Annotated in this window: 19 protein-coding genes; 9 read left to right on the forward strand and 10 right to left on the reverse strand. The window is 73.7% G+C overall.

Features of this window, described 5'->3' with window-relative positions; all coding sequences use genetic code 11:
* The first annotated feature begins 12 nt into the window (after positions 1–12).
* Positions 13–1,053, forward strand: coding sequence for a YihY/virulence factor BrkB family protein (locus EMA17_RS15240; RefSeq protein ID WP_246126672.1), 1,041 nt, complete (start codon positions 13–15; stop codon positions 1,051–1,053).
* A gap of 291 nt (positions 1,054–1,344) precedes the next feature.
* On the opposite strand, the gene EMA17_RS15245 is transcribed toward EMA17_RS15240, so the two are convergent.
* Positions 1,345–2,553 (reverse strand): D-alanyl-D-alanine carboxypeptidase family protein, encoded by a 1,209-nt coding sequence (locus tag EMA17_RS15245; protein ID WP_246126673.1) that lies wholly within the window; start codon positions 2,551–2,553, stop codon positions 1,345–1,347.
* 107 nt (positions 2,554–2,660) lie between these two features.
* Here EMA17_RS15245 and EMA17_RS15250 point away from each other — a divergent pair, with 107 nt between their 5' ends.
* Together EMA17_RS15250 and EMA17_RS15255 are read left to right on the forward strand one after the other, a co-directional pair.
* The gene (locus EMA17_RS15250) at positions 2,661–2,894 is read left to right on the forward strand and encodes an SCO4848 family membrane protein (RefSeq protein ID WP_126637519.1); all 234 of its coding nucleotides are present in this window, start codon (positions 2,661–2,663) and stop codon (positions 2,892–2,894) included.
* Positions 2,891–4,183, forward strand: a complete 1,293-nt coding sequence (locus EMA17_RS15255; RefSeq protein ID WP_126637520.1) for a cytochrome P450 family protein — start codon at positions 2,891–2,893, stop codon at positions 4,181–4,183. Before EMA17_RS15250 ends, EMA17_RS15255 begins: the two co-directional genes overlap by 4 nt.
* A gap of 643 nt (positions 4,184–4,826) precedes the next feature.
* Here the strand turns inward: EMA17_RS15255 and EMA17_RS15260 are convergent.
* Positions 4,827–5,321, reverse strand: coding sequence for a MarR family winged helix-turn-helix transcriptional regulator (locus EMA17_RS15260; RefSeq protein WP_126637521.1), 495 nt, complete (start codon positions 5,319–5,321; stop codon positions 4,827–4,829).
* Positions 5,322–5,531: 210 nt separating this feature from the next.
* On the opposite strand from EMA17_RS15260, the gene EMA17_RS15265 reads away from it, so the two are divergent.
* Positions 5,532–6,476, forward strand: coding sequence for an ADP-ribosylglycohydrolase family protein (locus EMA17_RS15265; protein WP_126637522.1), 945 nt, complete (start codon positions 5,532–5,534; stop codon positions 6,474–6,476).
* Between the two features lie 221 nt (positions 6,477–6,697).
* Here EMA17_RS15265 and EMA17_RS15270 read toward each other — a convergent pair whose 3' ends face one another.
* Positions 6,698–7,201, reverse strand: coding sequence for a carboxymuconolactone decarboxylase family protein (locus EMA17_RS15270; RefSeq protein ID WP_126637523.1), 504 nt, complete (start codon positions 7,199–7,201; stop codon positions 6,698–6,700).
* Positions 7,202–7,248: 47 nt separating this feature from the next.
* Here EMA17_RS15270 and pdxR point away from each other — a divergent pair, with 47 nt between their 5' ends.
* A complete protein-coding gene (gene pdxR / locus EMA17_RS15275; RefSeq protein WP_126637524.1) occupies positions 7,249–8,733 on the forward strand; it encodes a MocR-like pyridoxine biosynthesis transcription factor PdxR in 1,485 nt (494 codons plus the stop codon).
* 30 nt (positions 8,734–8,763) lie between these two features.
* Here pdxR and EMA17_RS15280 read toward each other — a convergent pair whose 3' ends face one another.
* Positions 8,764–9,753 carry a malate dehydrogenase gene (locus EMA17_RS15280; protein ID WP_126637525.1) on the reverse strand — a complete coding sequence of 330 codons (990 nt, stop codon included), beginning with the start codon at positions 9,751–9,753 and terminating at the stop codon, positions 8,764–8,766.
* Positions 9,754–10,016: 263 nt separating this feature from the next.
* Between EMA17_RS15280 and EMA17_RS15285 the strand changes: the two genes are divergently transcribed.
* Positions 10,017–11,423: a type I glutamate--ammonia ligase gene (locus EMA17_RS15285; RefSeq protein WP_246126674.1), complete on the forward strand. Its 1,407-nt coding sequence runs from the start codon at positions 10,017–10,019 to the stop codon at positions 11,421–11,423.
* Between the two features lie 70 nt (positions 11,424–11,493).
* On the opposite strand, the gene EMA17_RS15290 is transcribed toward EMA17_RS15285, so the two are convergent.
* The 3 genes from EMA17_RS15290 to EMA17_RS15300 all read right to left on the reverse strand — a co-directional run bounded on the left by EMA17_RS15290 (position 11,494) and on the right by EMA17_RS15300 (position 14,887).
* The gene (locus EMA17_RS15290; RefSeq protein ID WP_160161413.1) at positions 11,494–11,874 is read right to left on the reverse strand and encodes a DUF3017 domain-containing protein; all 381 of its coding nucleotides are present in this window, start codon (positions 11,872–11,874) and stop codon (positions 11,494–11,496) included.
* 80 nt (positions 11,875–11,954) lie between these two features.
* The gene (locus EMA17_RS15295; protein WP_126637527.1) at positions 11,955–12,812 is read right to left on the reverse strand and encodes a bifunctional methylenetetrahydrofolate dehydrogenase/methenyltetrahydrofolate cyclohydrolase; all 858 of its coding nucleotides are present in this window, start codon (positions 12,810–12,812) and stop codon (positions 11,955–11,957) included.
* On the reverse strand, positions 12,809–14,887 hold the full coding sequence (locus EMA17_RS15300) for an FUSC family protein (RefSeq protein ID WP_160161414.1): 2,079 nt from the start codon (positions 14,885–14,887) through the stop codon (positions 12,809–12,811). The genes EMA17_RS15295 and EMA17_RS15300 overlap by 4 nt, the downstream gene beginning before the upstream one ends.
* Before the next feature lie 347 nt (positions 14,888–15,234).
* On the opposite strand from EMA17_RS15300, the gene EMA17_RS15305 reads away from it, so the two are divergent.
* Entirely contained in the window at positions 15,235–15,897 is a 663-nt protein-coding gene (locus EMA17_RS15305; RefSeq protein WP_126637529.1) for an RDD family protein, read from the forward strand.
* A gap of 111 nt (positions 15,898–16,008) precedes the next feature.
* On the opposite strand, the gene purH is transcribed toward EMA17_RS15305, so the two are convergent.
* Complete coding sequence (gene purH, locus EMA17_RS15310) at positions 16,009–17,595, reverse strand: bifunctional phosphoribosylaminoimidazolecarboxamide formyltransferase/IMP cyclohydrolase (protein WP_126637530.1); 1,587 nt, start codon at positions 17,593–17,595, stop codon at positions 16,009–16,011.
* Positions 17,592–18,236, reverse strand: coding sequence for a phosphoribosylglycinamide formyltransferase (gene purN / locus EMA17_RS15315; protein WP_126637531.1), 645 nt, complete (start codon positions 18,234–18,236; stop codon positions 17,592–17,594). Before purN ends, purH begins: the two co-directional genes overlap by 4 nt.
* Before the next feature lie 346 nt (positions 18,237–18,582).
* Here purN and EMA17_RS15320 point away from each other — a divergent pair, with 346 nt between their 5' ends.
* A complete protein-coding gene (locus tag EMA17_RS15320; RefSeq protein WP_126637532.1) occupies positions 18,583–19,242 on the forward strand; it encodes a hypothetical protein in 660 nt (219 codons plus the stop codon).
* Here EMA17_RS15320 and EMA17_RS15325 read toward each other — a convergent pair.
* The gene (locus EMA17_RS15325; RefSeq protein WP_246126691.1) at positions 19,239–21,146 is read right to left on the reverse strand and encodes a cell division protein PerM; all 1,908 of its coding nucleotides are present in this window, start codon (positions 21,144–21,146) and stop codon (positions 19,239–19,241) included. The genes EMA17_RS15320 and EMA17_RS15325 overlap by 4 nt on opposite strands.
* Positions 21,147–21,286: 140 nt before the next feature.
* Here EMA17_RS15325 and EMA17_RS15330 point away from each other — a divergent pair, with 140 nt between their 5' ends.
* Positions 21,287–22,468 carry an RNA polymerase sigma factor gene (locus EMA17_RS15330; protein WP_126637534.1) on the forward strand — a complete coding sequence of 394 codons (1,182 nt, stop codon included), beginning with the start codon at positions 21,287–21,289 and terminating at the stop codon, positions 22,466–22,468.
* Positions 22,469–22,478 lie beyond the last annotated feature (10 nt).

Genomic DNA, 22,478 nt, shown 5'->3' on the forward strand with positions numbered 1-22,478 from the left:
GTGGAGTCGCGTGTGGGCAGGACGTCGGGCGGGCAGCAGTCATCCGTGGCGATCAAGGAGCGGCTGGCGAGGATCCCGGTCATCGGCCCCACCTGGCGGGCCTATTCGCGCTACGGCGATCGATACGGCAATCGACTCGCCGCGGCGGTGACCTACTACGGGTTCCTGTCGCTGTTCCCGTTGATCACGCTCGCCGCGGCGGTGGTGGCCGCGGCACTCGACCCCTCCCAGGTCCGCCGGATGCAGAACAAGATCTCCGAGCAGATCCCCGGTATCGCCGACAAGTTGGACCTGGACGCGCTGGTGCGCAACGCGGGCGCGGTCGGGGTGATCGGCGGCGCGCTGCTGCTGGTGTCCGGGACGGGGTGGGTGGACGCGACGCGTTCCTCCATCCGGGCGATCTGGGACGTGGAGGAGGAGCCGGGCAACGTCGTCGTGCGCAAGATCGCCGACGTCGGCGTGCTGATCGGCCTGGGGCTCGCGTTGGCGCTGTCGGTCGGCGCGTCCACGTTCGCGACGGTGGTGATCCGGCACGTCTCCGACTCGATCGGGCTCGAACACCAGCCGGTCGGCCGGATCCTGCTGCAGATCGCCGCGTTCGCGGTCGCGGTCGGCGCGAGCGTGGTGTTGTTCCTGTACCTGCTCGTGGGGATGCCGCGACTGACCATGCACCGCTCGGTCGCGATCAAGGGCGCGTTGATCGGGGCGGTCGGCTTCGAGTTGCTGAAGCTGTTGGTGTCCTCGTACATCGCGGGGGTCGCGGGCAAGAGCGCCTACGGCGCGTTCGGGGTCCCGGTGGCACTGCTGCTGTGGATCTACTTCGTGACCCGCCTGCTCCTGTTCTGCGCGGCCTGGACGGCCAACGCCCAGGAGGCCGGGGAAGCCGCCGACAACATCGAGGCCGCCGCCGAAAAAGCCGCCGCGGAACCCCCATTGGACCTGTCCGCCTACGGCACCAGGCCCACCCACCCCATCCGCACCTACGCCCTGGCAATAGCCGGCACCGCCACCCTCGGCATCCTCCTGGAACGCTTCACCCGAAACCACCCATAACCGAGGACCACAACCCGACCACCGTTCAAAACCATCAACAAAAGCCGAGCACCTTCGCGAGACCAACCACCCCAGCCCGGCCGGCGTCCGAGACCATCAATAAAAGCCAAACGCCCCCACGAAGCCACGCACCCCAGCCCGGCCAGCGTTTGAGGCCATCGGCAAAAAGCCAAACAACCCCGCGAAGCCACCCACTTCAGCCCGGCCGGCGTTTGAGGCCATCCGTAAAAGCCAAGCACCCTCGCAAAGCCAACCACCGCAGCCCGGCCGGCGCCTGAGGCCGCCCCACCCCTACGGCAGGATGTCGTCCTCGAACCGCACGCCCGAACCCCCCTCGCGCCGCCGAAGGGCGAACAGCACGCCACCGCCCACCACAAGCGCCGCCGGCACCCCCAGCCCCGCCCACAACACCCAGTCGAACCCGTCGTCGTCCGAGGCGGACGAGGCCTTCGCGGTCTTGGCGTCGCCCGGCTTCCCGTCGGCCGCCTTCGTGCTCTTGTCGTTCTTGTCCCCCGGCGCCGACAACGGCTCCACCAGCATGCCGACCGGCTTCGCCTGGGCCATCGCGGCGAAGCCCCAGTCGAGCAGCTTCCCGGTGTCCTCGTACGTCTTGCCCTTGCCCTCGACGTGCATGATGCTCACGAGCAGCGTGTGCCCGCCCCGCTGCGCGCCGCCGACGAAGGTGTTCCCGGCGTTGGTGGTGTAGCCGTTCTTGACGCCGAGCATGCCCGGATACTGGCCCAGCATCGTATTGGTGTTCTGGATCTGGAACTTGGCCCCCGCGACACCGGGGAAGTCGGCGACCTTGGTGCTCGCGTACGAGCGGAAGTCGTTGTTCTTGAGCCCTTCGCGGGCGAACAGCGCGAGGTCGTACGCGCTGGAGACCTGCCCCGGCGCGTCGTAGCCGTCCGGCGAGACCACGTTGGTGTCGCCCGCCCGAAGCTGCTTGGCCCGCTCGTTCATCTGCCGCACGGTGGTGTCCACGCCACCGTTCATCGCGCACAGCACATGCACCGCGTCGTTGCCCGAGCGCAGGAACACCCCGCGCCACAGGTCCTCGACCTTGTAGGTCTCGTTCTCCTTTATCCCGACCAGGCTGCTGCCCTCGCCGAGGTTGCGCAGCTCGGCCGGCGCCACCTGGTGGGTGGTGTTGCGGTCGATCTTGGGCAGCACGGTGTCCGCGAACAACATCTTCAGCGTGCTGGCCGGCGGCAACTTCCAGTGCGGGTTCTTCGCCGCCAGGATTTTGCCGGTCTCCGCCTCGGCGACCACCCACGAGTAGCCCTCGACGGCGGGCGGCGGCGGGCTCCCGGGCGGCAGGTCGCTCTGTACCCCCGGTTGGGCCAAGCGCGCGCCACCCACATCCGACATCGACGCGGGGGGCTGCGGCTCCGGCGTTTCCGGCGCCGCCTGCGCCATCGAGGCGGAACCCAACACGAAAGCGATCGCCCCCGCGCACGCGACAGCCGGCTTGCGAGAAGCCCGGAACCAGTAAGACATGCGATGAGCGTACTGGCGGCCCCCGGCTGCGGTTCGGCGCCCGCGCCGCCGCATACTGAACCGGGACAAATTTGCTGAACTTTTGACCGGGAAACGGGTGCTTCACGTTGAGGATCGGCCGCGGTACATCCGCCTGTCTGGTGTTGTTCGGCGTCTGGAGCTGGATCCTGTGGCCGAACTTCCTCAGGAACATCTGGGCCGACGACCGCTCCTGGAACGACGGCCCGACCGCGTTCTTCCTGATCCACCTGGCCCTGACGATCGTCTCGTTCGCGGCGGGCAACGCGATCGGTTGGCTCGGGATCAAGGGGCTGCGCGCGACACGGACGTCGCGGACGTGACCGACGACCCCGCGGGCTGCCCCGCGCACCCGGTGCCGGCCGGGCCCGAGTTGTTCACCCGGGAGTTCATCGCCGACCCGTATCCGGCGTACGCGCATCTGCGCAAGCACGCCCCGGTGCACCGCACCACGCTGCCCAGCGGGGTGGAGGCGTGGCTGGTCACCCGATACGCCGACGCCCGGCAGGCGCTCGCCGACCAGCGGCTGAGCAAGGACCCGCGACGGTCGGAGGCGGCCTGGAAACAGGGCAAGGTCGGCGTGCCCGGCGAGCAGCGCTCGGGGGTGGGCGCGCATCTGCTCAACCTCGACCCGCCGGACCACACCCGGCTGCGCCGCCTGGTGTCCAAGGCGTTCACGCCGCGCCGCGCCGAGGAGTTCCGCCCACGCGTCCAGGCCCTGACGGACCGGCTGCTCGACGACTTCGCCCGGACCGGCGAGGCCGACCTGATCCACGACTTCGCGTTCCCGCTGCCGATCTACGCGATCTGCGACCTGCTCGGTGTGCCGGAGGAGGATCAGGCGGACTTCCGCACCTGGGCCGGGATGATGATCCGGCACGGCTCGGGGCCGCGCGGCGGGGTGGCCCGGGCGGTGCGGCACATGCGTACGTATCTCGCCGAGTTGATCCACCGCAAGCGCGCGACGCTCACCGACGCGGACGACGACCTGATCTCGGGGCTGATCCGGGCGAGCGACCACGGCGAACACCTGACCGAGGACGAGGCCGCGGCGATGGCCTTCATCCTGCTGTTCGCCGGTTTCGAGACCACGGTCAACCTGATCGGCAACGGGCTCCTGACGCTGCTCACGCACGACCGGGAACGGCTCGCGCTCCGGGCCGACCCCGAACTGCTCGCACCCACCGTCGAGGAACTGCTGCGCTACGACGGGCCGGTCGAGGTGGCCACGTGGCGGTTCAGCACCACCGAGTTGGAGATCGGCGGGACCCGGATCCCGGCGGGCGAGCCGGTGCTCGTGGTGCTCGCGGCGGCCGACCGCGACCCGCGCCGATTCCCCGCGCCCGACCTGCTCGATCCGGCCCGCGCGGACAATCAGCACCTGGCCTTCGGGCACGGCATCCACTACTGCATCGGCGCGCCGCTCGCCCGGCTCGAGGGCCAGATCGCGATCGGCACGCTGCTGCGTCGGCTACCCGATGTGCGGCTCGCGCTGCCGGCGGACGAACTGCGGTGGCGCGGCGGGCTGATCATGCGGGGCTTGCAGCGGCTGCCGGTGACGTTCGCCCCGGAGACGGACGGCCGCGAGGCGGGTGGGCCGGAGGGCGGTTGAGCCGGAGGGCGCTCGACCGGAAGGCGGTTCGCCCGCGGTCGATCGGGACGGACGTGGGTCGGCGGGGTGACGGATCGTCATCCATCGCCCCGCCGACCCGCCGGTCCCGAGCACCCTTCTCCCCGAATCGCCCCCGCCCCCGGTCTTCCCGCCCCCGGTCCCGCCCCGGTTCCACCCCTGGTCCCGCCCCCGGTCCCACCCCCGGGTCTTCCCCACCCGTTCCCCGCCTTCGAGGCCCCCTGCGCGCGTTCCCCCGCCTCACATCCCGTTGTTCACCACCCCTACGCCCCCCGGCGTTCCACCCCTCGGATCACCGCCACCCGTCCGCTCCGGCGTTACTTCCCCAAGACGCCTTCGCGGATCCGGACGATGCTCCCCACCCCCCGACCCCCGTCACGACCCGGGCTAGTCGTGTCCGGTCAGTGCCGCGAGATCGGCGGGCGTGGGCCGACGGCGCCGCGTGCCGCGGACCGGGTGAATGGTGAAGGTCATGCCCTGCTCCTGTTCCCCGAGGCGAACCCTTGCGGTTTCGCTCCCAACAGGGACTTGTCTACAGGGCGCCGTTCCCGGCACACAACGGGTCCTTGACACATTTGATCACTTGGAGTGAATTCCGACCATGGAAGGGTCAAAGAGGTTTGTTTCAGGCGTGGTTGTCGAACGGCGCCACGAGCGAACGCAACAGCCCGGCCAGCGCGGCCTGCTGATCGACCGTCAGGCCGGCCAGGATGGCCCGTTCGTGGTCCAGCAACTCGGCCATCGCCGCGTCGACCCGATCCCGGCCGTCGTCGGTCAGCCGGACCAGCACCCCCCGCCGGTCGTCGGGGTCGGGCAGGCGCAGCACCAGGCCCTTGGCCGCGAGGCGGTCGATACGATTCGTCATCGTCCCGGAGGTGACCAGCGTCTGGGTGAGCAGTTGGCCGGGCGAGAGCTGATACGGCGCGCCGTCGCGGCGCAGCGCGGAGAGCACGTCGAATTCCCACGGTTCGAGGTCGCGCGCGGAGAACGCGGTACGCCGGGCGCGGTCGAGATGCCGCGCCAGTCGGGTCACCCGGCTCAATACTTCGAGGGGTTCGACGTCGAGGTCGGGGCGCTCCCGCTTCCATGCCGCGACAAGCCGGTCGACCTCGTCTTTCATGAGGTCATTCTAGCGAATCGTTCGATGCCGAGCCTCTTGATGTCGAGATAAGAATCAGCAATATTCGCCACGTTCCGAGAGGATGCGGCCACCTTATGGCCGTACCGCACCCCGAAGGGCCGGAACCCTCGTCTCGGGTCGGGCGAAGTCGCCGTCCCGGCACGGTAATCCCTTGGCTGCCGGCCCCGGCCGGCCGGCAGGGTGGGGCGCATGGACCGCACCCGACGCGTCGCGAACGCGGCGCGCTCCCTGCACGGATTGGCCCTCGGCGACGCCTTCGGCGAGCAGTGGTTCGGCTACCGGGGGGCCGAGCTCACCGAGCGGCTGACCCGCCGCATCGCCCCGCAGGCCCGCCTCTGGTACTGGACCGACGACACCGCGATGGCGCTCTCGCTGCTGCGGATCCTGCACCTGTGCGACGTGGTGGACCAGGACGCGCTCGCGACGCACTTCGCCGCGTCGTACGAGGCCGATCCGTATCGCGGCTACGGCCCGTCGATGCACGGCGTGCTGCGCGCGATCCACGAGGGCGAGCCGTGGCGGGAGGTGACGCGCCGCCAGTTCGAGGGCCAGGGCTCGTGGGGCAACGGCGCGGCGATGCGGGTCGCGCCGCTGGGGGCGTGGTTCGCCGACGACGGGCTCGCGGTGGTGGCGGCCGAGGCGGAGCGGTCCGCCGAGACCACGCACGCGCATCCGGAGGCGGTGGCGGGAGCGGTCGCGGTGGCGATCGCGGCGGCGCTGGCGACTCGGGGGCGGGGCGAAGCGGCCCCGGATCCGGCGGAGTTCCTGGCCGAGGTGGCCGGGCACACCCCGGAGAGCGACGTGGCGGCGGGCCTGCGGGCGGCCTCCCGACTGCCCGCCCACTCCTCGGTCCGGCACGCGACGGGCGTACTCGGCAACGGCTCGCGGATCAGCGCCCCCGACACGGTCCCCTTCGCCCTGTGGACCGCCGCCCACCACCCGGACTCCCTCCCGGAGGCCCTGTGGCACACCGCGACCGGCATGGGCGACGTCGACACCACCTGCGCGATCACCGCGGGCGTCGTCGCCTCCCGCACCACCCTGTCCGACATCCCGAAACCCTGGCTGACCGCCCGCGAACCGATCCCCACCTGGGTCGACACCGGCGGAACGCCGGCGCCGCCCCGGTCCTGACCGGACTCGGGAATCGAGCGCCCGACCACGCCGCATACTCCCGGCGGGTCCTCCGGCCCGGCCCCTTCGACGAGCGGTGACCGTGGGTCGGCCGCCGGGTCGTTCGGTTGTCCATGCCCTCGATCGCCGCGACCGGTGTCGGTCGGCGATTCCGGTGGTTCGACCGGATTCGCCCCGGCCGACCGGATCCCGCCCCCCGGGCGGGCGCGGCGTGGGATCCGTCAGCGGGCCAGGTCCGGGCGGTACGAGCCCACCACCCAGGCGCGAGTGGCGACGCCCACCCGGTTGAGGGTGTTGATCGCGGCGATCGACCAGACGATCCGGCCCATCTCCACGTCGTCGAAGTACTTCGCCGCCTCGTCCCAGACCGGTGTCGGCACGTGGCCCTCGGTGAGCAGCGTGACCGCCTCGGTCAGCGCCAGCACCGCGCGCTCCCGGGCGGTGAAGAACGGCGTCTCGCGCCAGACCGGGATCGCGTGCATACGCTGCTCGGTCTCGCCGAGTTCGCGGGCGTCCTTGGTGTGCATGTCCACGCAGTAGGCGCAGCCGTTGATCTGCGACGCGCGGATCTTGATCAGCTCCGCGACGATCGGGTCCAGACCCTCGGCCGCCACCGTGCTCAGCGCGATGGCGGCCTTGTACGCGGCGCCGTGCAGGGACTCGACGGGCAGTCGGGCCGGCTCGCCGGCGACGGGGGTTTCCGCGGTCACTTCCTGAATGCTCATGATCATGACCCTACGTGCGGACCGGACCGCGACTAAGGTCCAATCCCATGCGAAGTTCCCGGGCCATCGGCGATGTGGATCTGTACCTGGAACCCGGCCCCGTGCGCGGCCGGCGGATCGGATTGGAGCGTGCGCTGCGCGCGGCGATCGTGGACGGCCGGCTCGCCCCCGGCACCCGGCTGCCCTCCTCGCGCACCCTGGCCGTGGACCTCGCGATGGCCCGCAACACGGTCGCCGAGGCGTACGCCCAACTCGTCGCCGAGGGTTATCTGATCGCCCGTCGCGGCGCCGGCACCCTGGTCGCCGAACGCCCGGCCGACCCGGTGCCGGTACCGGTGTACGCGCGTGCCTCGGCCCCGCGCTTCGACCTGCGGCCCGGACGCCCGGACCTGTCCGCGTTCCCCCGGGCCCGCTGGGCCGCGGCCCAGCGGCGCGCGCTGGCCGCCGCCGGGCCCGACGCGTTCTGGCCGTCGGTCGACCCGCGCGGCCGGATCGAACTGCGCGAGCGCCTGGCCGACTACCTCGGCCGGGTCCGGGGGGTGCGCACCCGGCCGGATCGCATCGTGGTGTGCGCGGGCTACGCGCAGGGCCTGTTCCTGCTCGGCCACGCGCTGGCCGCCCGCGGTGCGCGCCGGATCGCCATGGAGGACCCGGGGCTGCCGTTCCTGCGCGAGATCGTGGCCCGCACCGGCGTCGAGGTCGCCTCCGTCGCGGTGGACGGGCAGGGCGCCCGGATCGACACCGCCGGCGACGCGGACGCGATCGTGCTGACCCCGGCCAACCAGTCCCCGATGGGCGTGCCGCTGCACCCGGATCGGCGCGCGGCGGCGCTGCGCTGGGCCGCGGAGACCGGTGGCGTGGTGATCGAGGACGACTACGACGGCGAGTTCCGCTACGACCGGCACCCGGTCGGCGCGCTCCAGGGCCTGGGCGCCGAACACGTGGTGTACGCGGGCACCGCGAGCAAGATGCTCTCGCCGGGCCTGCGGCTCGGCTGGCTGGTGGTGCCGCCGTACCTGCTCGACGACCTGCTCGCGGTCCGCGATCGGCCCGAGTTGACGGTGGGCACGCTGGACCAGCTCACCCTGGCCGAGTTCATCGCCGCCGGCGACCTGGACCGCCACGTCCGCCGCGCCCGCCTGGCCTACCGCGACCGCCGCGACCGGCTCGTCGCGGAGCTGGCCCGGCGGGTGCCGGCCGTACGGGTGTGCGGCATCGCCGCAGGCCTGCAGGTGCGGCTCGAACTGCCCGCGGGCGGACCGGGCGAGGAGGAGACGCGCACGCTGCTGGCCCGGCGCGGTGTGGCGGTGCATCGCCTGGGCTGGTACCACCTGCCCCCGTACGCCGAGCACCCGCCGGGTCTGGTCGTCGGCTACGCGGCCCCCTCCGCGGCGGCCTTCGCCGGCACGCTGGAGGCCCTGGTCGCCGCGCTGGCCGAGTTGTTCGGGCCGAGGACCGCGCCCGGGCGCGCCCGGCTCCCCGAACACACCGGCGGCGGGCCGTTCGGCCCGCCGCCGGTCGATTCCGCGTGAGGCCGGCGCCGGGAAGGCACCGGCTCCGACTCAGATCAGGCCCAGCTCGCGCACCGCGTCGCGCTCCTCGGCCAGCTCCTGCACCGAGGCGTCGATCCGCGCCCGGGAGAACTCGTTGACGTCCAGGCCCTGGACGATCTCCCACGCGCCGTCCTTGCAGACGACCGGGAAGGACGAGATCAGGCCCTCGGGCACCCCGTAGGAGCCGTCCGAGACGACACCCATCGAGGTCCAGTCGCCGTCGGCGGTGCCGTTGACCCAGGTGTGCACGTGGTCGATCGCCGCGTTGGCCGCGGACGCCGCCGAGGACGCGCCGCGCGCCTCGATGATCGCCGCGCCGCGCTTGGCGACGGTGGGGATGAAGGTGTCGGCGAGCCAGGTGCGGTCGTCGACCACGTCGGCGGCGTTCTTGCCGGCGATCCGCGCGTGGAAGATGTCCGGGTACTGGGTGGCCGAGTGGTTGCCCCAGATGGTCAGCTTCGCGATGTCGGTGACCGCGACGCCGGCCTTCTTCGCGAGCTGGGTCAGCGCGCGGTTGTGGTCCAGGCGGGTCATCGCGGTGAAGCGCTCGGCCGGTACGTCGGGCGCGTGCCGCTGCGCGATCAGCGCGTTGGTGTTGGCCGGGTTGCCGACGACGAGCACCTTGATGTCGTCGGCCGCGCCGGCGTTGATCGCCTCGCCCTGCGGCTTGAAGATGCCGCCGTTGGCGGCCAGCAGGTCGCCGCGCTCCATGCCCTTGGTGCGCGGGCGGGCGCCGACGAGCAGTGCCACGTTGGCGCCGGCGAAACCGTCGGTCGGGTTGTCGAAGATGTCGATCCCGGCGAGCAGCGGGAACGCGCAGTCGTCGAGCTCCATCGCGGTGCCCTCGGCGGCCTTGACCGCCTGGGGAATCTCCAGCAGGCGCAGGCGGACCGGGGTGTCGGGGCCGAGCAGGTGACCGGAGGCGATGCGGAACAGCAGCGCGTAGCCGATCTGACCGGCCGCGCCCGTGACGGTGACGTTGACGGGGGTACGGGACATTGCGCGCGGGTCTCCTCTGCTGCGGCGGGATCCGACGCCGATGGCAGTCCGCCGGTAGCTCGGCATCGAGATACTTTTCGCGGCCACACTACCCCCGCCTCCGGGGCGGCTCGGCCACCCACCGGTGTGAGGTTCGCCCCGGCCGCGCGTCGGGGCGAACACCCCCCGCCGGGGTACGTCGGGTTCGCCGGTTTCCGTTTCGGCGGAACCGGCCGGTAGGTTCGTGACGGATCGAAGTCGTACGGCCTCGGAGGGTGATCCCGATGTGCATGTCACCACACCGCGTCGCGTCGATCCCGGCGGAGGTGCCGGCGTCGGTGCCGGGACCCGTGCCCGCGCCCGTGCCGATCGCGCCCGCGATCGAGGGCGCGTCGGTCGACCCGATCGACGCGGTGGTGCTCGGCTGGGTCGACAACGCGGGCATCACCCGGGTCAAGACCGTCCCGTACTCCCGCCTGGACGCGGTCGCCGTGCACGGCGTGGGCTTCTCCCCCGTGTTCGACGTGTTCCTCGCCGACGACTCGATCACCGCGGGCAACCTGGTCGGCGGTCCGACGGGCGATCTGCGCCTGGTCCCCGACCTGACGGCGCTGCGGCCGCTGGCCGCGCAACCGGGCTGGGCCTGGGCGCCCGGCGACCGCTACACCCAGGACGGCGTGCCCTACGCGGGTTGCCAGCGCACCTTCGCCCGGCGGATGGCCGCCCGCGCCGGGCTGCGCGGGTTGTCGCTGCGGATGGGCTTCGAGGTCGAGTGGGTCACCGGCACCGAGGACGCGGCCGGCCGCTTCCTGCCCGCCTTCCACAAGGCCGCGTACGGGATGACCCGGGTGGTGCGGGTGTCCGCCCAACTGCGCGAGCTGATCCGCGCGCTCGCCGCGCAGGAGGTGCGCGTGTTGCAGGTGCATCCGGAATACGCGGCGGGTCAGCTGGAGGTGTCCGTCGCCCCGGAGGACCCGATCGGCGCGGCGGACACCACGGTCCTGGTGCGCGAGACGATCCGGGCGGTGGCCGCCCGGCACGGGCACGCGGTCAGCTTCGCCCCGTGCGTGGTGCCCGGCGAGGTGGGCAACGGCGCGCACCTGCACTTCTCGCCGTGGCGCGACGGGACGAACCTGTGCCACGGGGGCGAGGGGCCGCAGGGGCTGACCCGCGAGGGCGAGGCGTTCCTGGCCGGGGTGCTGCGCGAGTTGCCCGCGCTCCTGGCGATCGGCGCGCCCGGCGCGGCCAGTCATCTGCGTCTGGTCCCGGCGCAGTGGGCGGGGGTGTACCGCTGCTGGGGCCTGGAGAACCGCGAGGCCGCGATGCGGCTGGTCACCGGGATGGCGGGCGAGCGGCAGCACACCGCGAACGCCGAACTCAAGTGTTTCGACGCGACCGCCAATCCGTATCTGGTGGTCGGCACGGTGATCGCGGCCGGCCTGGCCGGGATCGAGGACGGACTGCGGCTGCCGGTGGAGGTGCCGAGCGACCCCTCGACCGCCGGCGACGTACCGCGCCTGCCCGGCTCCCCGGCGGCGGCGCTGGCCGCCCTGGAGGCGAGCCCGGTGCTGCGCGAGGCGCTGGGCGAGACCCTGTTCGACGCGATCACCGCGGTCCGCCGGGCCGAGATCACCCGCTCGGCCGGGATGACCCCGAACGAGATCGCCACCGAAGCGCGCCGGTTGTACTAGCCGCACGCGTCCTCTCGCGGCGGGACGCCCGACCCGGCGCGCCGGGTCGGGCGCGCCGGACGGGCCCCGGCTAACGGCCGGTGCGCTTGGGCACCCACGGCAGGTCGACCAGCGGTTCGGGGATGCTCAACCCCAGGAGCAGGACCGCGCCGCCGAAGAACAGCAGGATAACCACGTCGGTGAACCGGCTGCGGACCGCCAGCACCCCCACGTCGGACACGAACACCCGCAACAGCGCGGCGACCAGGAAGGTCCCGGCGATCATCATCGCGGCGGGACGGTAGCCGCTCAGCGCCGCGGTCAGCAGCGCGGCGAGCAGGCAGCCGAAGACCACCGTCGCGGGCCACTCGCGCAACCGCCCGGGGCCGGTCGGCGAGCCGGCGCCCTCGGGCGGGAAGGTGCCCGGATCCCTCCTCCTGCCGTCCCTGCGTCGCCCCCGAGTCGTTGCCACCACGTCCACCTCTCATCGACAGGGCGAGCGATGCCGCGACGGGCCCGGAGCGGTCCGGCCCCGGGCCCGTCGCGACCGGGTCACAGACCGGTGACCTGCCGCTCGGCGGCCTCGACGACGTTGGTGAGCAACATCGCGCGGGTCATCGGACCCACCCCGCCGGGCATCGGGGCCACCCACGCGGCCTTCTCGTACGCCTCCGGGTGCACGTCGCCGACCAGGCCGTGCTCGGTGCGGGTGATGCCCACGTCGAGCAGCACCGCGCCGGGCTTGACCATGTCCGCGCTGATCAGCCCGGGCACCCCGGCGGCGGCGATCACGATGTCGGCCTGGAGCACGTGGAACGGCAGCTCCTTGGTGCCGGTGTGGCACAGGGTCACCGTGGCGTTCTCGGTCCGGCGGGTGAGCAGCAGGCCGATCGGGCGACCGACGGTGACCCCTCGGCCGATCACGCACACCTCGGCGCCGTTGATCTCGATGTCGTGCCGGCGCAGCAGTTCCACGATGCCGCGCGGCGTGCACGGCAGCGGCGCCTCCTGGCCGAGCACCAGCCGGCCGAGGTTGGTCGGGTGCAGGCCGTCGGCGTCCTTGTCCGGGTCCATCAGCTCCAGGACCCGGTTGGCGTCCAGGTGCCGGGGAAGCGGCAGTTGCACGATGTAGCCGGTACAGGCGGGGTCCGCGTTGAGCTCGCGGACCACGTCCTCGACCTGCTCCTGCGTCGCGTCGGCGGGCAGGTTGCGCTGGATGCTCGCGATGCCGACCTGGGCGCAGTCGCGGTGCTTGCCGCGCACGTACGAGTGGCTGCCGGGGTCGTCGCCCACGAGCACGGTGCCCAGACCCGGCGTGATGCCGCGGGCCTTCAGGGCCTCGGCCCGTACGGCCAGTTCGGCTTTGATGGCGGCGGCGGTGGCCTTGCCGTCGAGGATCTGCGCCTTCAAGTTGTCTCTCCTGGTCCACGGTTCCGGGCCGGTCGTTGCGATTGTCCCGTATCCGGGCCGGCCGTGCGGCGGACCCCGTACAGCAACCGCGCCGGCGGGGCCAGGATGCGCTGCCGGACGAACGCGGGCAGGTGCCGGGCCGCCACCGGTTCGTTCGCGCGGGTGATCACCCGACCGAGTCGCCTGAGGTGTTGCCGCAGTACCGGATACCCCCACAGGTCCGGGAGTTCGGGCAGGGTCGGGGGACGGCGCTCCTCGGCGGCCGAGGCCAGTTCCTCGACGTAGGCGTCGAGTCGGGCCAGGTCGTCCTCGGGGATCGGCTCGGGCGGATCCGTGCGGTAGGTCTCGGGCGCGGTCATCAGCCGGTAGCCCAGCCGCTGGGCGGTGACGATGGCGGGCCACAGGCGTTCCGCGTCCAGGTGCCGGCCGGTGATCTCGCCGAGCGCGGACTCGTACACGCTCCACAGGTCGATCAGCTCGCGGCGGGCCGCCCGGCGGGTGCCGCCCCAGGCCCGATCGTCGACGATCTGCCCGGTGACGGTGGCGCGCAGCAACATCGCCTCGGCGCGGATGGCCCGGCCCAGCTGCCGGGGCAGCCGGGTGGCCGAGGCGCGCGGCCACAACACCAGGCTCGCGACCAGGCCGACCGCCAGGCCGAGCACGGTGTCGATCATCCGGGTGGCGGCCAGGTCGCCCACATGCGCGCCGGGGCTGCCGGCGGCGGCCAGGAACAGGCCGACGGGTGTCACGCAGGCCGCGCCCACGGCGAGGTTGCGGGCGATCACCGTCTGGGTGGCGCCGAACAGCAGCGCGACGACGATCACCACCATCCACCGGTCGGGCCGCAGGTCGTGGAAGAACAGCGCGATCACCGCGACGCCGAGCAGGGTGCCGATCGCCCGTTGCAGCACCCGGCCGAAGTCGAGCACGACATTGCCGCCCTGGAGCGCGGCACCGGCGGCGATGGCCACCCACACGGGGTGCACCACCGGCAGCAGCACGGCGGCGAGCGCGGCCGAGCCGACACCGAGGCCGGTGCGCAGGGCGGTCGGCGGCACCAGCGAGGACCGGTCGAACGCGGCGCGCAACCGCTCGCCGGCGCTGGGCCGCCGACCGGGGATGATCTCGCCCTCCTTGACCGCGGGTTGCCCCGCCGCCGCGGCGGCGGCCCGCAGCGCGGTGCGCAGGGTGCGTTCGGCGGCGGTCTCGGTGTCGGCGAGCACCGCGGGCAGCACCGGGACGAGGGTGGGCCGCCCGACGGCGCCGGCCAGCGCGCGCACGGTCTCGATGATCTCCGCCGGCAGCGGCCGGTCCCGCTCGACGGCGAGCAGTTGCGCGGCCTGGAACAGGTCGAGCGCGCGCCGGCACAACACCCGCAGCCGGCGGGCCTCACCGGTGCGCCGGTTGCGCCGGGTGTCGGCGCGCAGCACGGTCACCCACGCGCTGTGCACGGTCTCGGAGGCGCGGTGCCGGGCGGCGTCGCTCGGCTGGTCGCCGATCGCGGCGAAGAAGTCGGCCAGCGCCTCGAAGCAGGCGGCGAGCGCCAGGTGCTCGGGGTGGCGCGGGCGCACCAGCCAGCCGGACATCGACACCAGCCACGCCCCGGCGGCGCCCGCGAGCACGAGGGCGCCGCGTTCGAGCACCCGGTCCGGCTGGTGCGGCAGGAACGCGCCCATCGCGCAGACCAGGGTGAACATGTACCCGCCGGGACGGTCCACCTGGAGCGCGCCGCACAGGAAGGTGGCGACGCCGGCCACCAGGGTGATCACCGGGACGTACAGCAGCGGGGTGCCGGCCGCGAGCGAGCCCAGCATCAGCGACACGGCCAGGCCCAGGCCGACCAGGGCGAGGGTGATGCCGCGGCGCGCGTAGGGCTCCTTGGCCGCGTACAGGACGGCGTAGCCGCCGAGCGCGGCGAAGGTGGCGTCGCCGAGGCCGAGCGTGGCGGTGACGATCGCGAAGGGGATGCCGACGCCGAGCGCGGCGCGGATCCCGGCGGCCCAGGTGAAGCCTTTCCCGGTGAGCGTGACCAGCGGCCTGATCTGGTTCTGCGGACCCAACTCCGGCGGATGCACCGCCGGGAACGGAGGCAACGTCGGCGGCCCGTTCGGGTCTGCCGAGGGCCCGGGCGGCAACGCGAGGGGGGCACGTTCCGGATGGGGTCCCGGGGTCGCCTGATCCTGCATGCTCCCATGCAACGCACGTTTCGCCGGGAATGCCAAGTCCCGCTCGGATGATCCCGGTCACCGGACCGGGCGCAAACCTACCGGGCGCCAACCGTGGCGGTGTAAGGTGCCGCCTCCAATGGACTCTCGGGTCGTGGGGGCGACGCCGGGCTCGAACGCGGCGCTCGCGCGTCGACATGCCCGGGGGTCACCGGCGTCGCGCACGGTGTGCGCGCGTTCTCAGGGGAGAGTTCCAGATGTCCCAACCTCCGGGTCCGTACGGCCCGCCGCCCGGTTACGGCGCCGAGGGTCAAGGCGCGGGCTACGGCCAACAGCCCGGCTACGGCCAACCGGCCTACGGTCAACCCGCCTACGGGCAGCCCGGCTACGGCCAGCCCGATTACGGTCAGCAGGCCGGCTACGCCCAGCCGTACGGTTACGGACCGCCGCAGAATCTCGGCGACTACTGCGCGAGCTGGGGACGGCGCCTGGGTGGGATGCTCCTGGACGGGCTCGTCATGCTGCCGGTGCTGATCCCCTACTACATCGGGTTCGGGATGTACGTGAGCAAGACCGAGACCACCAGCAACCTCGACGGCAGCGAGACGACCACCTACGACGGTGGGTCCGGTCCGATCGTGCTGATGATCGTCGGCGGTGTGCTCTCGTTCGCGTTCGGTCTCTGGCAGCTCTACCGCCAGGGCAAGACCGGTCAGACGATCGGCAAGAAGGCGGTCGGGATCAAGGTCTTGCGCGAGCGGGACGGCATGCCGACCGGCTTCGGGATGGCCTTCGTCCGCGGCATCGCGCACTTCCTCGACACGATCGCGTGTTTCCTCGGCTGGTTGTGGCCGCTGTGGGACGACAAGAAGCAGACGTTCGCCGACAAGGTCTGCTCGACGGTCGTGGTCAAGGTCTGAGCACCACCACCGACGCGCGCGAGGCGCGGCCCCGTTCGGGGTCGCGCCTCGCGTGTGTCCGGGGCCGGATCGGTGCGGCCGGATCGGCGGTCCGGGATCGGTGGATCCGGATCAGTGGAAGAAGTGCCGGGTCCCGGTGAAGTACATGGTGATGCCGGCCGCGCGCGCGGCCTCGACCACCTGCTCGTCGCGGACCGAGCCGCCCGGCTGCACGACGGCCTTGACGCCGCCCTCGATCAGCACCTCCAGGCCGTCGGGGAACGGGAAGAACGCGTCGGACGCGCCCACCGAACCCGCCGCCCGCTCGCCGGCGCGCTGCACCGCCAGCCGGGCCGAGTCGACCCGGTTGACCTGGCCCATGCCCACCCCGACGGTCGCACCGCCGGTCGCGAGCAGGATCGCGTTGGACTTGACCGCGCGTACCGCCCGCCAGGCGAACACCAGGTCGCGCAGCGTCTCGGCGTCGGCCGGCTCGCCGGTGGCCAGCGTCCAGGCCGCCGCGTCGTCGCCCGGTGCCTGGTAGCGGTCGGCGTTCTGCAGCAGCAGCCCGCCGTCGATCTGGCGGAACTCGACCGGCGTGGCGGGCGCCTCGGGCGCGCGCAGCACCCGGATGTTCTTCTTCCGGGCCAGCACCTCGACCGCGCCGTCCTCGTAGCCCGGCGCCACGATGACCTCGGTGAAGATCTCCGCGACCTGCTCGGCCATCGCGACGCTCACCGGGCGGTTGACCGCGATCACGCCGCCGTAGGCGGACACCGGGTCGCTCGCGTGCGCCCGCAGGTGCGCCTCTGCGACGGTCTCGCCGATCGCGATGCCGCACGGGTTGGCGTGCTTGATGATCGCCACGCACGGCTGCTCGTGGTCGTAGGCGGCGCGGCGGGCCGCGTCGGTGTCCTGGTAGTTGTTGTAGGACATCTCCTTGCCGTGCAGCTGCTCGGCACCGGCCAGACCGCCGGTGCCGTCCACGTAGAGCGCGGCGGCCTGGTGCGGGTTCTCGCCGTAGCGGAGCACGTTCTCGCGGCGCCGCACCGAGCCGAGGAAGGTCGGGAAGCCCTCGTCGTCGGCCGGGGCGTAGCTGCTCGAGAACCAGGACGCGACCGCGACGTCGTACGCGGCGGTGTGGCCGAACGCCTCGCCCGCGAGCCGCTTGCGCTGCGCGAGGTCGAAGCCGCCGGCCTCGATCGCGGCGAGCACGTCGGCGTAGCGGTCCGGGCTGGTCACCACGGCCACGGACGGGTGGTTCTTGGCCGCGGCACGCACCATCGAGGGCCCGCCGATGTCGATCTGCTCGACACACTCGTCCGGCGTGGCGCCCGACTCGACGGTCGCGGTGAACGGGTACAGGTTGACCACGACCAGGTCGAACGGCCGGATCTCCAGCTCGTCGAGCTGCGCGCGGTGCGACTCCAGGCGCAGGTCGGCCAGGATGCCGGCGTGGACGCGCGGGTGCAGCGTCTTGACCCGGCCGTCCAGGCACTCGGGGAAGCCGGTCAGCTCCTCGACCCTGGTCACGGGCACGCCCGCGGCGGCGATCCGGCCGGCGGTGGAGCCGGTGGAGACCAGTTCGACCCCGGCGGCGTGCAGGCCGCGGGCCAGCTCCTCCAGACCGGTCTTGTCGTACACGCTGATCAGCGCGCGACGGATCGGGCGCAGCCCGTCCTGGTCGGCGGGGGTGGGGGTGGGGGCGGCGGAAGTCATGCGGGGATCCGGACCTTTCTTCCTTCGATGCGGTAGCCCTCGCGGGCCAGCCGGCCCACGACCTCGACGAGCAGGGTGCGCTCGACAGTCTTGATGCGCTCGTGCAACGCCTCGCCGCCGTCGGCGTGATCGCCGTCCTCGACCGCGACGACGCCCTGAGCGATGATCGGCCCGGTGTCCACGCCGGCGTCCACGAGGTGCACCGTGCAGCCGGTCACCTTGGCGCCGTACGCGAGCGCGTCCCGGACGCCGTGCGCGCCGGGGAACGAGGGCAGCAGTGCGGGGTGGGTGTTGACGGTGCGTCCCTCGAAGCGGGCCAGAAAACGCGGGCCCAGGATCTTCATGAAGCCTGCCGAGACCACCAGGTCGGGCTCGTGCGCGGCGACCGCGGCGGCGAGCGCCGCGTCCCAGTCGGCCCGGGTGGGGTGGTCGGCCACCCGCTCGACGAAGGTGGGTACACCGGCGCGTTCGGCGCGGGTCGGCCCCGCGATGCCGTCACGGTCGGCGCCCACGGCCACCACGCGCGCGCCGTACGCGGGATCCGCGCACGCGTCGAGCAGGGCCTGCAGGTTCGTGCCGGAACCGGAGACGAGGACGACGAGCCGGGCCGGCCCGGGGGTGCGCGGGGCGTGAACGGCCACTGCTTTCAGGCTCTTTCCGGAAGGGAAGGGCGGGAGGGGCACCCAAGGGATTCGCGCTCTCGCCGGGATCTCGCACGGGTCCGGCGGGCGTTCCCCGACGGGAGGCGGGAACACGGAGCGGCGCCCGTACGTCGGCAACGATAGCGTCAGGGGGTAGGCAGTACCGAACCGGCGGGGTGGGATGCCATCGGCGGTGCCGGCGTGATCCGGTCGACGGGCCCACGGGCCGCGGTCGACGGGGGCCTCGGGGCCCCGCGAACGCCGCCGCCCGGCTACGGTGCACCCCGCACACGTACGATCCTGGGAAGGGAATCCCGCGATCCGGCACGACGAGGGCAGGCAGAGGATGAGTACCGGCAACGAGACCGACGAGCGGGATCCCTACGCCCCGCCGCCGGAGGGTACGCCCGACCGCCCGCCGGCCGCCCCGTGGAACGTGCCCGGCAACGGGCGAGGGGACGGCAACGGAGGCAACCGACAGGGCCGCGAGGACCGGCCGCAGCGGGCACCGCGCGAGCCGCGCGAGCAGCCCGACCCGAAGGACGTCCGGGTCCGCAACGCGCGCCTGGCGCTGTGGGCGGGGGTGTGGGCGGTGTTCTTCGCCCTGTTCTTCCCGTCCGACCTGGGCCTGGTGCTCGGCGTGGTGCTGGGTGTGGTCGCCCTGGCACTCGGCATTCGCACCGTCCGCAGCACCACCCCGGCCACCGCCGGGCCGCGGATCGAGGAGGGCCCGGGCGGCACCGCCCGACACCCGGGACACGCGCCCGGCGGCCCGGCCCACCGGCCGCGCGTACGCCGGCCGGCCCGCGCCCGCTCGGGCGCCGCGCTCGCGGGTGTGGTCACCGGCGCGATCGCGGTGGTCTACGTGCTGGGCGTGTGGACCTTCGAGGCGGTCAACAAGGACTACTACGACTGCATGGACAGCGCGCTCACCAAGACGGGCGAGCAGCGCTGCCTGGACAAGCTGCCGGACCGGTACCACTGGGTCGTGGACGGCACGTTCTAGGGCTCCTGCCGGATCCGGGGCCCGGAATCTCGGGCCCCGGGGTTTCGGGGCTCCGTGTTCCGGGGCTCCGTGTTCCGGGGCTCCGCGGATCCGAGGAGCGGGCGCGGTCCCGCGTCGGTCGGGTCGGAATGGAACGAGGCGAGGGCCGTCTCCGCTGCGGCGGGGGCGGCCTTCGGGGTCTCCGGGCTCTTGGGGCTCTTGGGGCTCTTGGGGCTCTTTAGGGTCGTCGCGTCGTCCGGGGTCGTCGAGCCGGGCGGGTCGGCCGGGCTTGTCGGGTGCTCCCGGCCGCGCCACCAGGTGGCGGCCAGGGCGGCGGGGGCGGCGACCAGGGCGATCTCGACGGTGAGCGCGGCGGCGGTGCGCCACACGTTCGGGCCCAGGTCGGCGAGGTTGGCCAGGCCGGCGGTGCCGGTGGCCAGCCGGGTCGAGGCGAGGGCGAGCAGGCCGACGCCCACACCGGCGCCGACCGCGTGCGCGGTGACCGGGAGCCAGGACCGGGGCGGCTCGGCACGGGCCGCGAAGCAGCCCGCCACGACACCCGCGAGCACCGGCAGCACCGCGGGCGCCCACGCGGTGGAGGGCACCGTCGCGGGGCCCGGCAGGGCGGCGAGCAGCGGCAGCGTGGGCAGCGTGCCGAACGTGCTGCCGGTGGGCGCGATGGTGGTGGCCGCGCCCAGCGCGAAGCCGGTGCCGGCCGCGTAGCACACCGCCCAGACGATCGCGTTGGGCACGAGGGCGGCGCACAGGACGGCCAGGGCCGCGAAGCCGACCGCGTCGTTCGTGGTGAGCTTCAGGGCCAGGCGGACCTGCCCCGTATGGGCGAACAGGCAGACCAGGACCAGCAGTGCCCCGCCCGCCGCGAGCACCGCGGCCGAGGCCAGACCCGCGCGAACCGCGGGCACCCGGACCAGGATCGGGCCGAACGCCCCCAGCACGCCCGCGGCCAGGACACCGAGCCCGGCGACCGCGACGGTGTCCGCGACCGGCCGCACGCTCGCGGTGCCGACGCCGGCGGCCACCGCGTACATCAGGCCCGTGTAGACCGGCACCTGCGCCGCGAGCACGAGCACGGTCCCGGCCACGCCGTCGGCGAGCCGTCGGCCCATCCGGCACAGCAGCCAGATCAGCGGGACGGTCAGACCGAGCGGGGCGAGTTGCAGCGGCACCACCGTCACGATCGGCGCGACGGAGCCGGTGGCGACGTGGCTGGTCTCCACGACCTCGAAGCCGACGTGATGCGCGGCGAGCCAGATCCCGCCGACCACGCGCAGCAGCGCCCTGGGGTGGTCGAAGCTGCCCGAGCCGGCGCCGCAGGTGGCCACGATCAGCACCAGCAGCGCGACCGTGCCGAGTCCGGCCGCGGCCACCAGCAGCGCGGACACCACGCCTCGGGCGAGCGCCTGGGCGATCCGGGCGGTGTCGGGACGGTGTGCGGCGAGGGCGGTCAGGGTCGCCGCGCCGGGCAGTGTGGACCACACGAGCGGCGTCGAACCCGCGGGCACCGGTGGGCCCCACCGGCGGTCGGGCGGCGGTGGGGGTTCGGAGGCGGTGGGGGTGTCGACCGGGGCGGGCGCGGGGAGGGCGTCCGGGAGGTGGTCGGGCCTGGGGGGAACGACGGGGGGTGGGGTGTCGGGGCGCGGGGGCGGGGGCGGGGGTTCGTCCGCCGTTCCCGGCGTCGCCGGGGGTTGCCGCGGCGTCTGCTCCGGCGCGTCGTGGGTGTGTACCGCGTCGGCCGCCCGGGCCGGCTCCGCCGTCTCGTCGAGCGGGGTGGGGGGCGTGCTCGACGGGGCGGGTGGCTGCTCGAGGGGCCCGGAGCGGGGCGCGAGCAGGCTCTCCACGCCGGCCCACGGGCCGGCTCGGACCACCGCCCAGGGCGCCGCCGAGCCGTGCTCGGTTTCCGGCATTTCGGTCACGGTCCCCATGCTGCCCGCGCGACTCCGATCCGGACCGCATATGCCTGCCGAGCGGGGCAAGACACCCCATTTGCTCGATCGCAAGCATTTAATATGCATTTTCGGTCGACCCTCGGGTACCTCAGCCCCTCATGGGCATCGACGACGAGCACACGGTCCCGCGCGCGAGCGCCCCGGGGTTCGACGCCCTGCTCGCGGCGACCGCCCCCGACATCGCGCGCTACACGTTCCTGTTGACCGCGAGCCCGACCCGGGCCGCGCACGTGACCCGGCACACCTTCGCCCGGGTCTGGCGCGACCTGCCGGACGCGGCGGACACCCCGGCCGACGCCGCCTACGTACGCACCCTCGCCGGCGATCTCGCGCTCGGCCGCCGGTTCCTGGTCCGCCGGGCGCTGTGGCGGCTCGTACCGCACCCCGACCTCACCGCGCGGGTGGTCCCGCACGCCGACGACGACACGCGGCGCGACCAGGACATCGCGCTCCTGCGCGCGCTCCAGCGGGTGCCCGCGCACCGGCGCCGGGTCTTCGTCCTGCGGCACCTGTTCGGGTTGTCCCCGGAGCAGGTGGCGGCCGAGACCGAGGCGACCACCGAGGTGACCCGGATCCGGCTGATGCACGCCCACGAGGACCTCGCCGACCGGGTCCCGGCGATCACCGGCCCGTCCCCGAACTGCGCCGAGGCGCACGCGTTCCTGAGCACGCTCACCCGCGACCTGGCCGCCCGCCACGCGCCGCACGTCCCCCGCGCGCACACCGCGCGCGTGGGCAGCCGGGCCCGCACCGCGACGCTGGTCACCGTGGTGGTCGCGGCGATCCTGGCGCTCTTCGTGGCCGCGTTGCCCCGGCTGCTCACCCCGGGTACCTCCCGCGACCCGCGCGCGGGCGACCGGGTGCAGCCGCTTATCGGCCCCGAGGTGGCCCGCCGGGTTCCGCCGGTGCCCGCGGCCACGATGCCGGACGAGACCCCGCCGGCCCCGGCCGCGGCCCCGCCCGCGCCCGCGGAGCGGACGGAGGCGCCGAGCGAGGCACCGGCCGCCCCCGAGGCGCCCGAGCCGCCGCCCGCGGCCCCGGCGGACGGGCAACCGGCCCTCGGCGGGGCGCCGGTCCCCGCCGCCCCTGGGCGGCTCTCGCCGCTGATCCGACCGGCGACGCCCACCGGTGCCCGGACCGCGGCCGGATCGGCGGCCGACCCGCGGCCGCGCACGGAGGCCGCGGCGACCGGGCCGGGCGCGCTGCTGGCCCCGGAGCGGGCCTTCGTCCTCGACACGAGTTGTGTGAACAACGGGCTGCGCCGGGTCGCGGCGCCCTGACCGGAACGGC

This window comes from Embleya hyalina (genome assembly GCF_003967355.1).
GTDB lineage: Bacteria > Actinomycetota > Actinomycetes > Streptomycetales > Streptomycetaceae > Embleya > Embleya hyalina.

Bases quoted from the DNA above. Each gene is read 5' to 3' on its own strand.
- EMA17_RS15245 (WP_246126673.1), bottom strand. From the start codon at position 2,553: ATGTCTTACTGGTTCCGGGCTTCTCGCAAGCCGGCTGTCGCGTGCGCG.
- EMA17_RS15260 (WP_126637521.1), bottom strand. From the start codon at position 5,321: ATGAAAGACGAGGTCGACCGGCTTGTCGCGGCATGGAAGCGGGAGCGC.
- EMA17_RS15265 (WP_126637522.1), top strand. From the start codon at position 5,532: ATGGACCGCACCCGACGCGTCGCGAACGCGGCGCGCTCCCTGCACGGA.
- EMA17_RS15270 (WP_126637523.1), bottom strand. From the start codon at position 7,201: ATGAGCATTCAGGAAGTGACCGCGGAAACCCCCGTCGCCGGCGAGCCG.
- pdxR (WP_126637524.1), top strand. From the start codon at position 7,249: ATGCGAAGTTCCCGGGCCATCGGCGATGTGGATCTGTACCTGGAACCC.
- EMA17_RS15280 (WP_126637525.1), bottom strand. From the start codon at position 9,753: ATGTCCCGTACCCCCGTCAACGTCACCGTCACGGGCGCGGCCGGTCAG.
- EMA17_RS15285 (WP_246126674.1), top strand. From the start codon at position 10,017: ATGTGCATGTCACCACACCGCGTCGCGTCGATCCCGGCGGAGGTGCCG.
- EMA17_RS15305 (WP_126637529.1), top strand. From the start codon at position 15,235: ATGTCCCAACCTCCGGGTCCGTACGGCCCGCCGCCCGGTTACGGCGCC.
- purH (WP_126637530.1), bottom strand. From the start codon at position 17,595: ATGACTTCCGCCGCCCCCACCCCCACCCCCGCCGACCAGGACGGGCTG.
- EMA17_RS15320 (WP_126637532.1), top strand. From the start codon at position 18,583: ATGAGTACCGGCAACGAGACCGACGAGCGGGATCCCTACGCCCCGCCG.
- EMA17_RS15325 (WP_246126691.1), bottom strand. From the start codon at position 21,146: ATGCCGGAAACCGAGCACGGCTCGGCGGCGCCCTGGGCGGTGGTCCGA.
- EMA17_RS15330 (WP_126637534.1), top strand. From the start codon at position 21,287: ATGGGCATCGACGACGAGCACACGGTCCCGCGCGCGAGCGCCCCGGGG.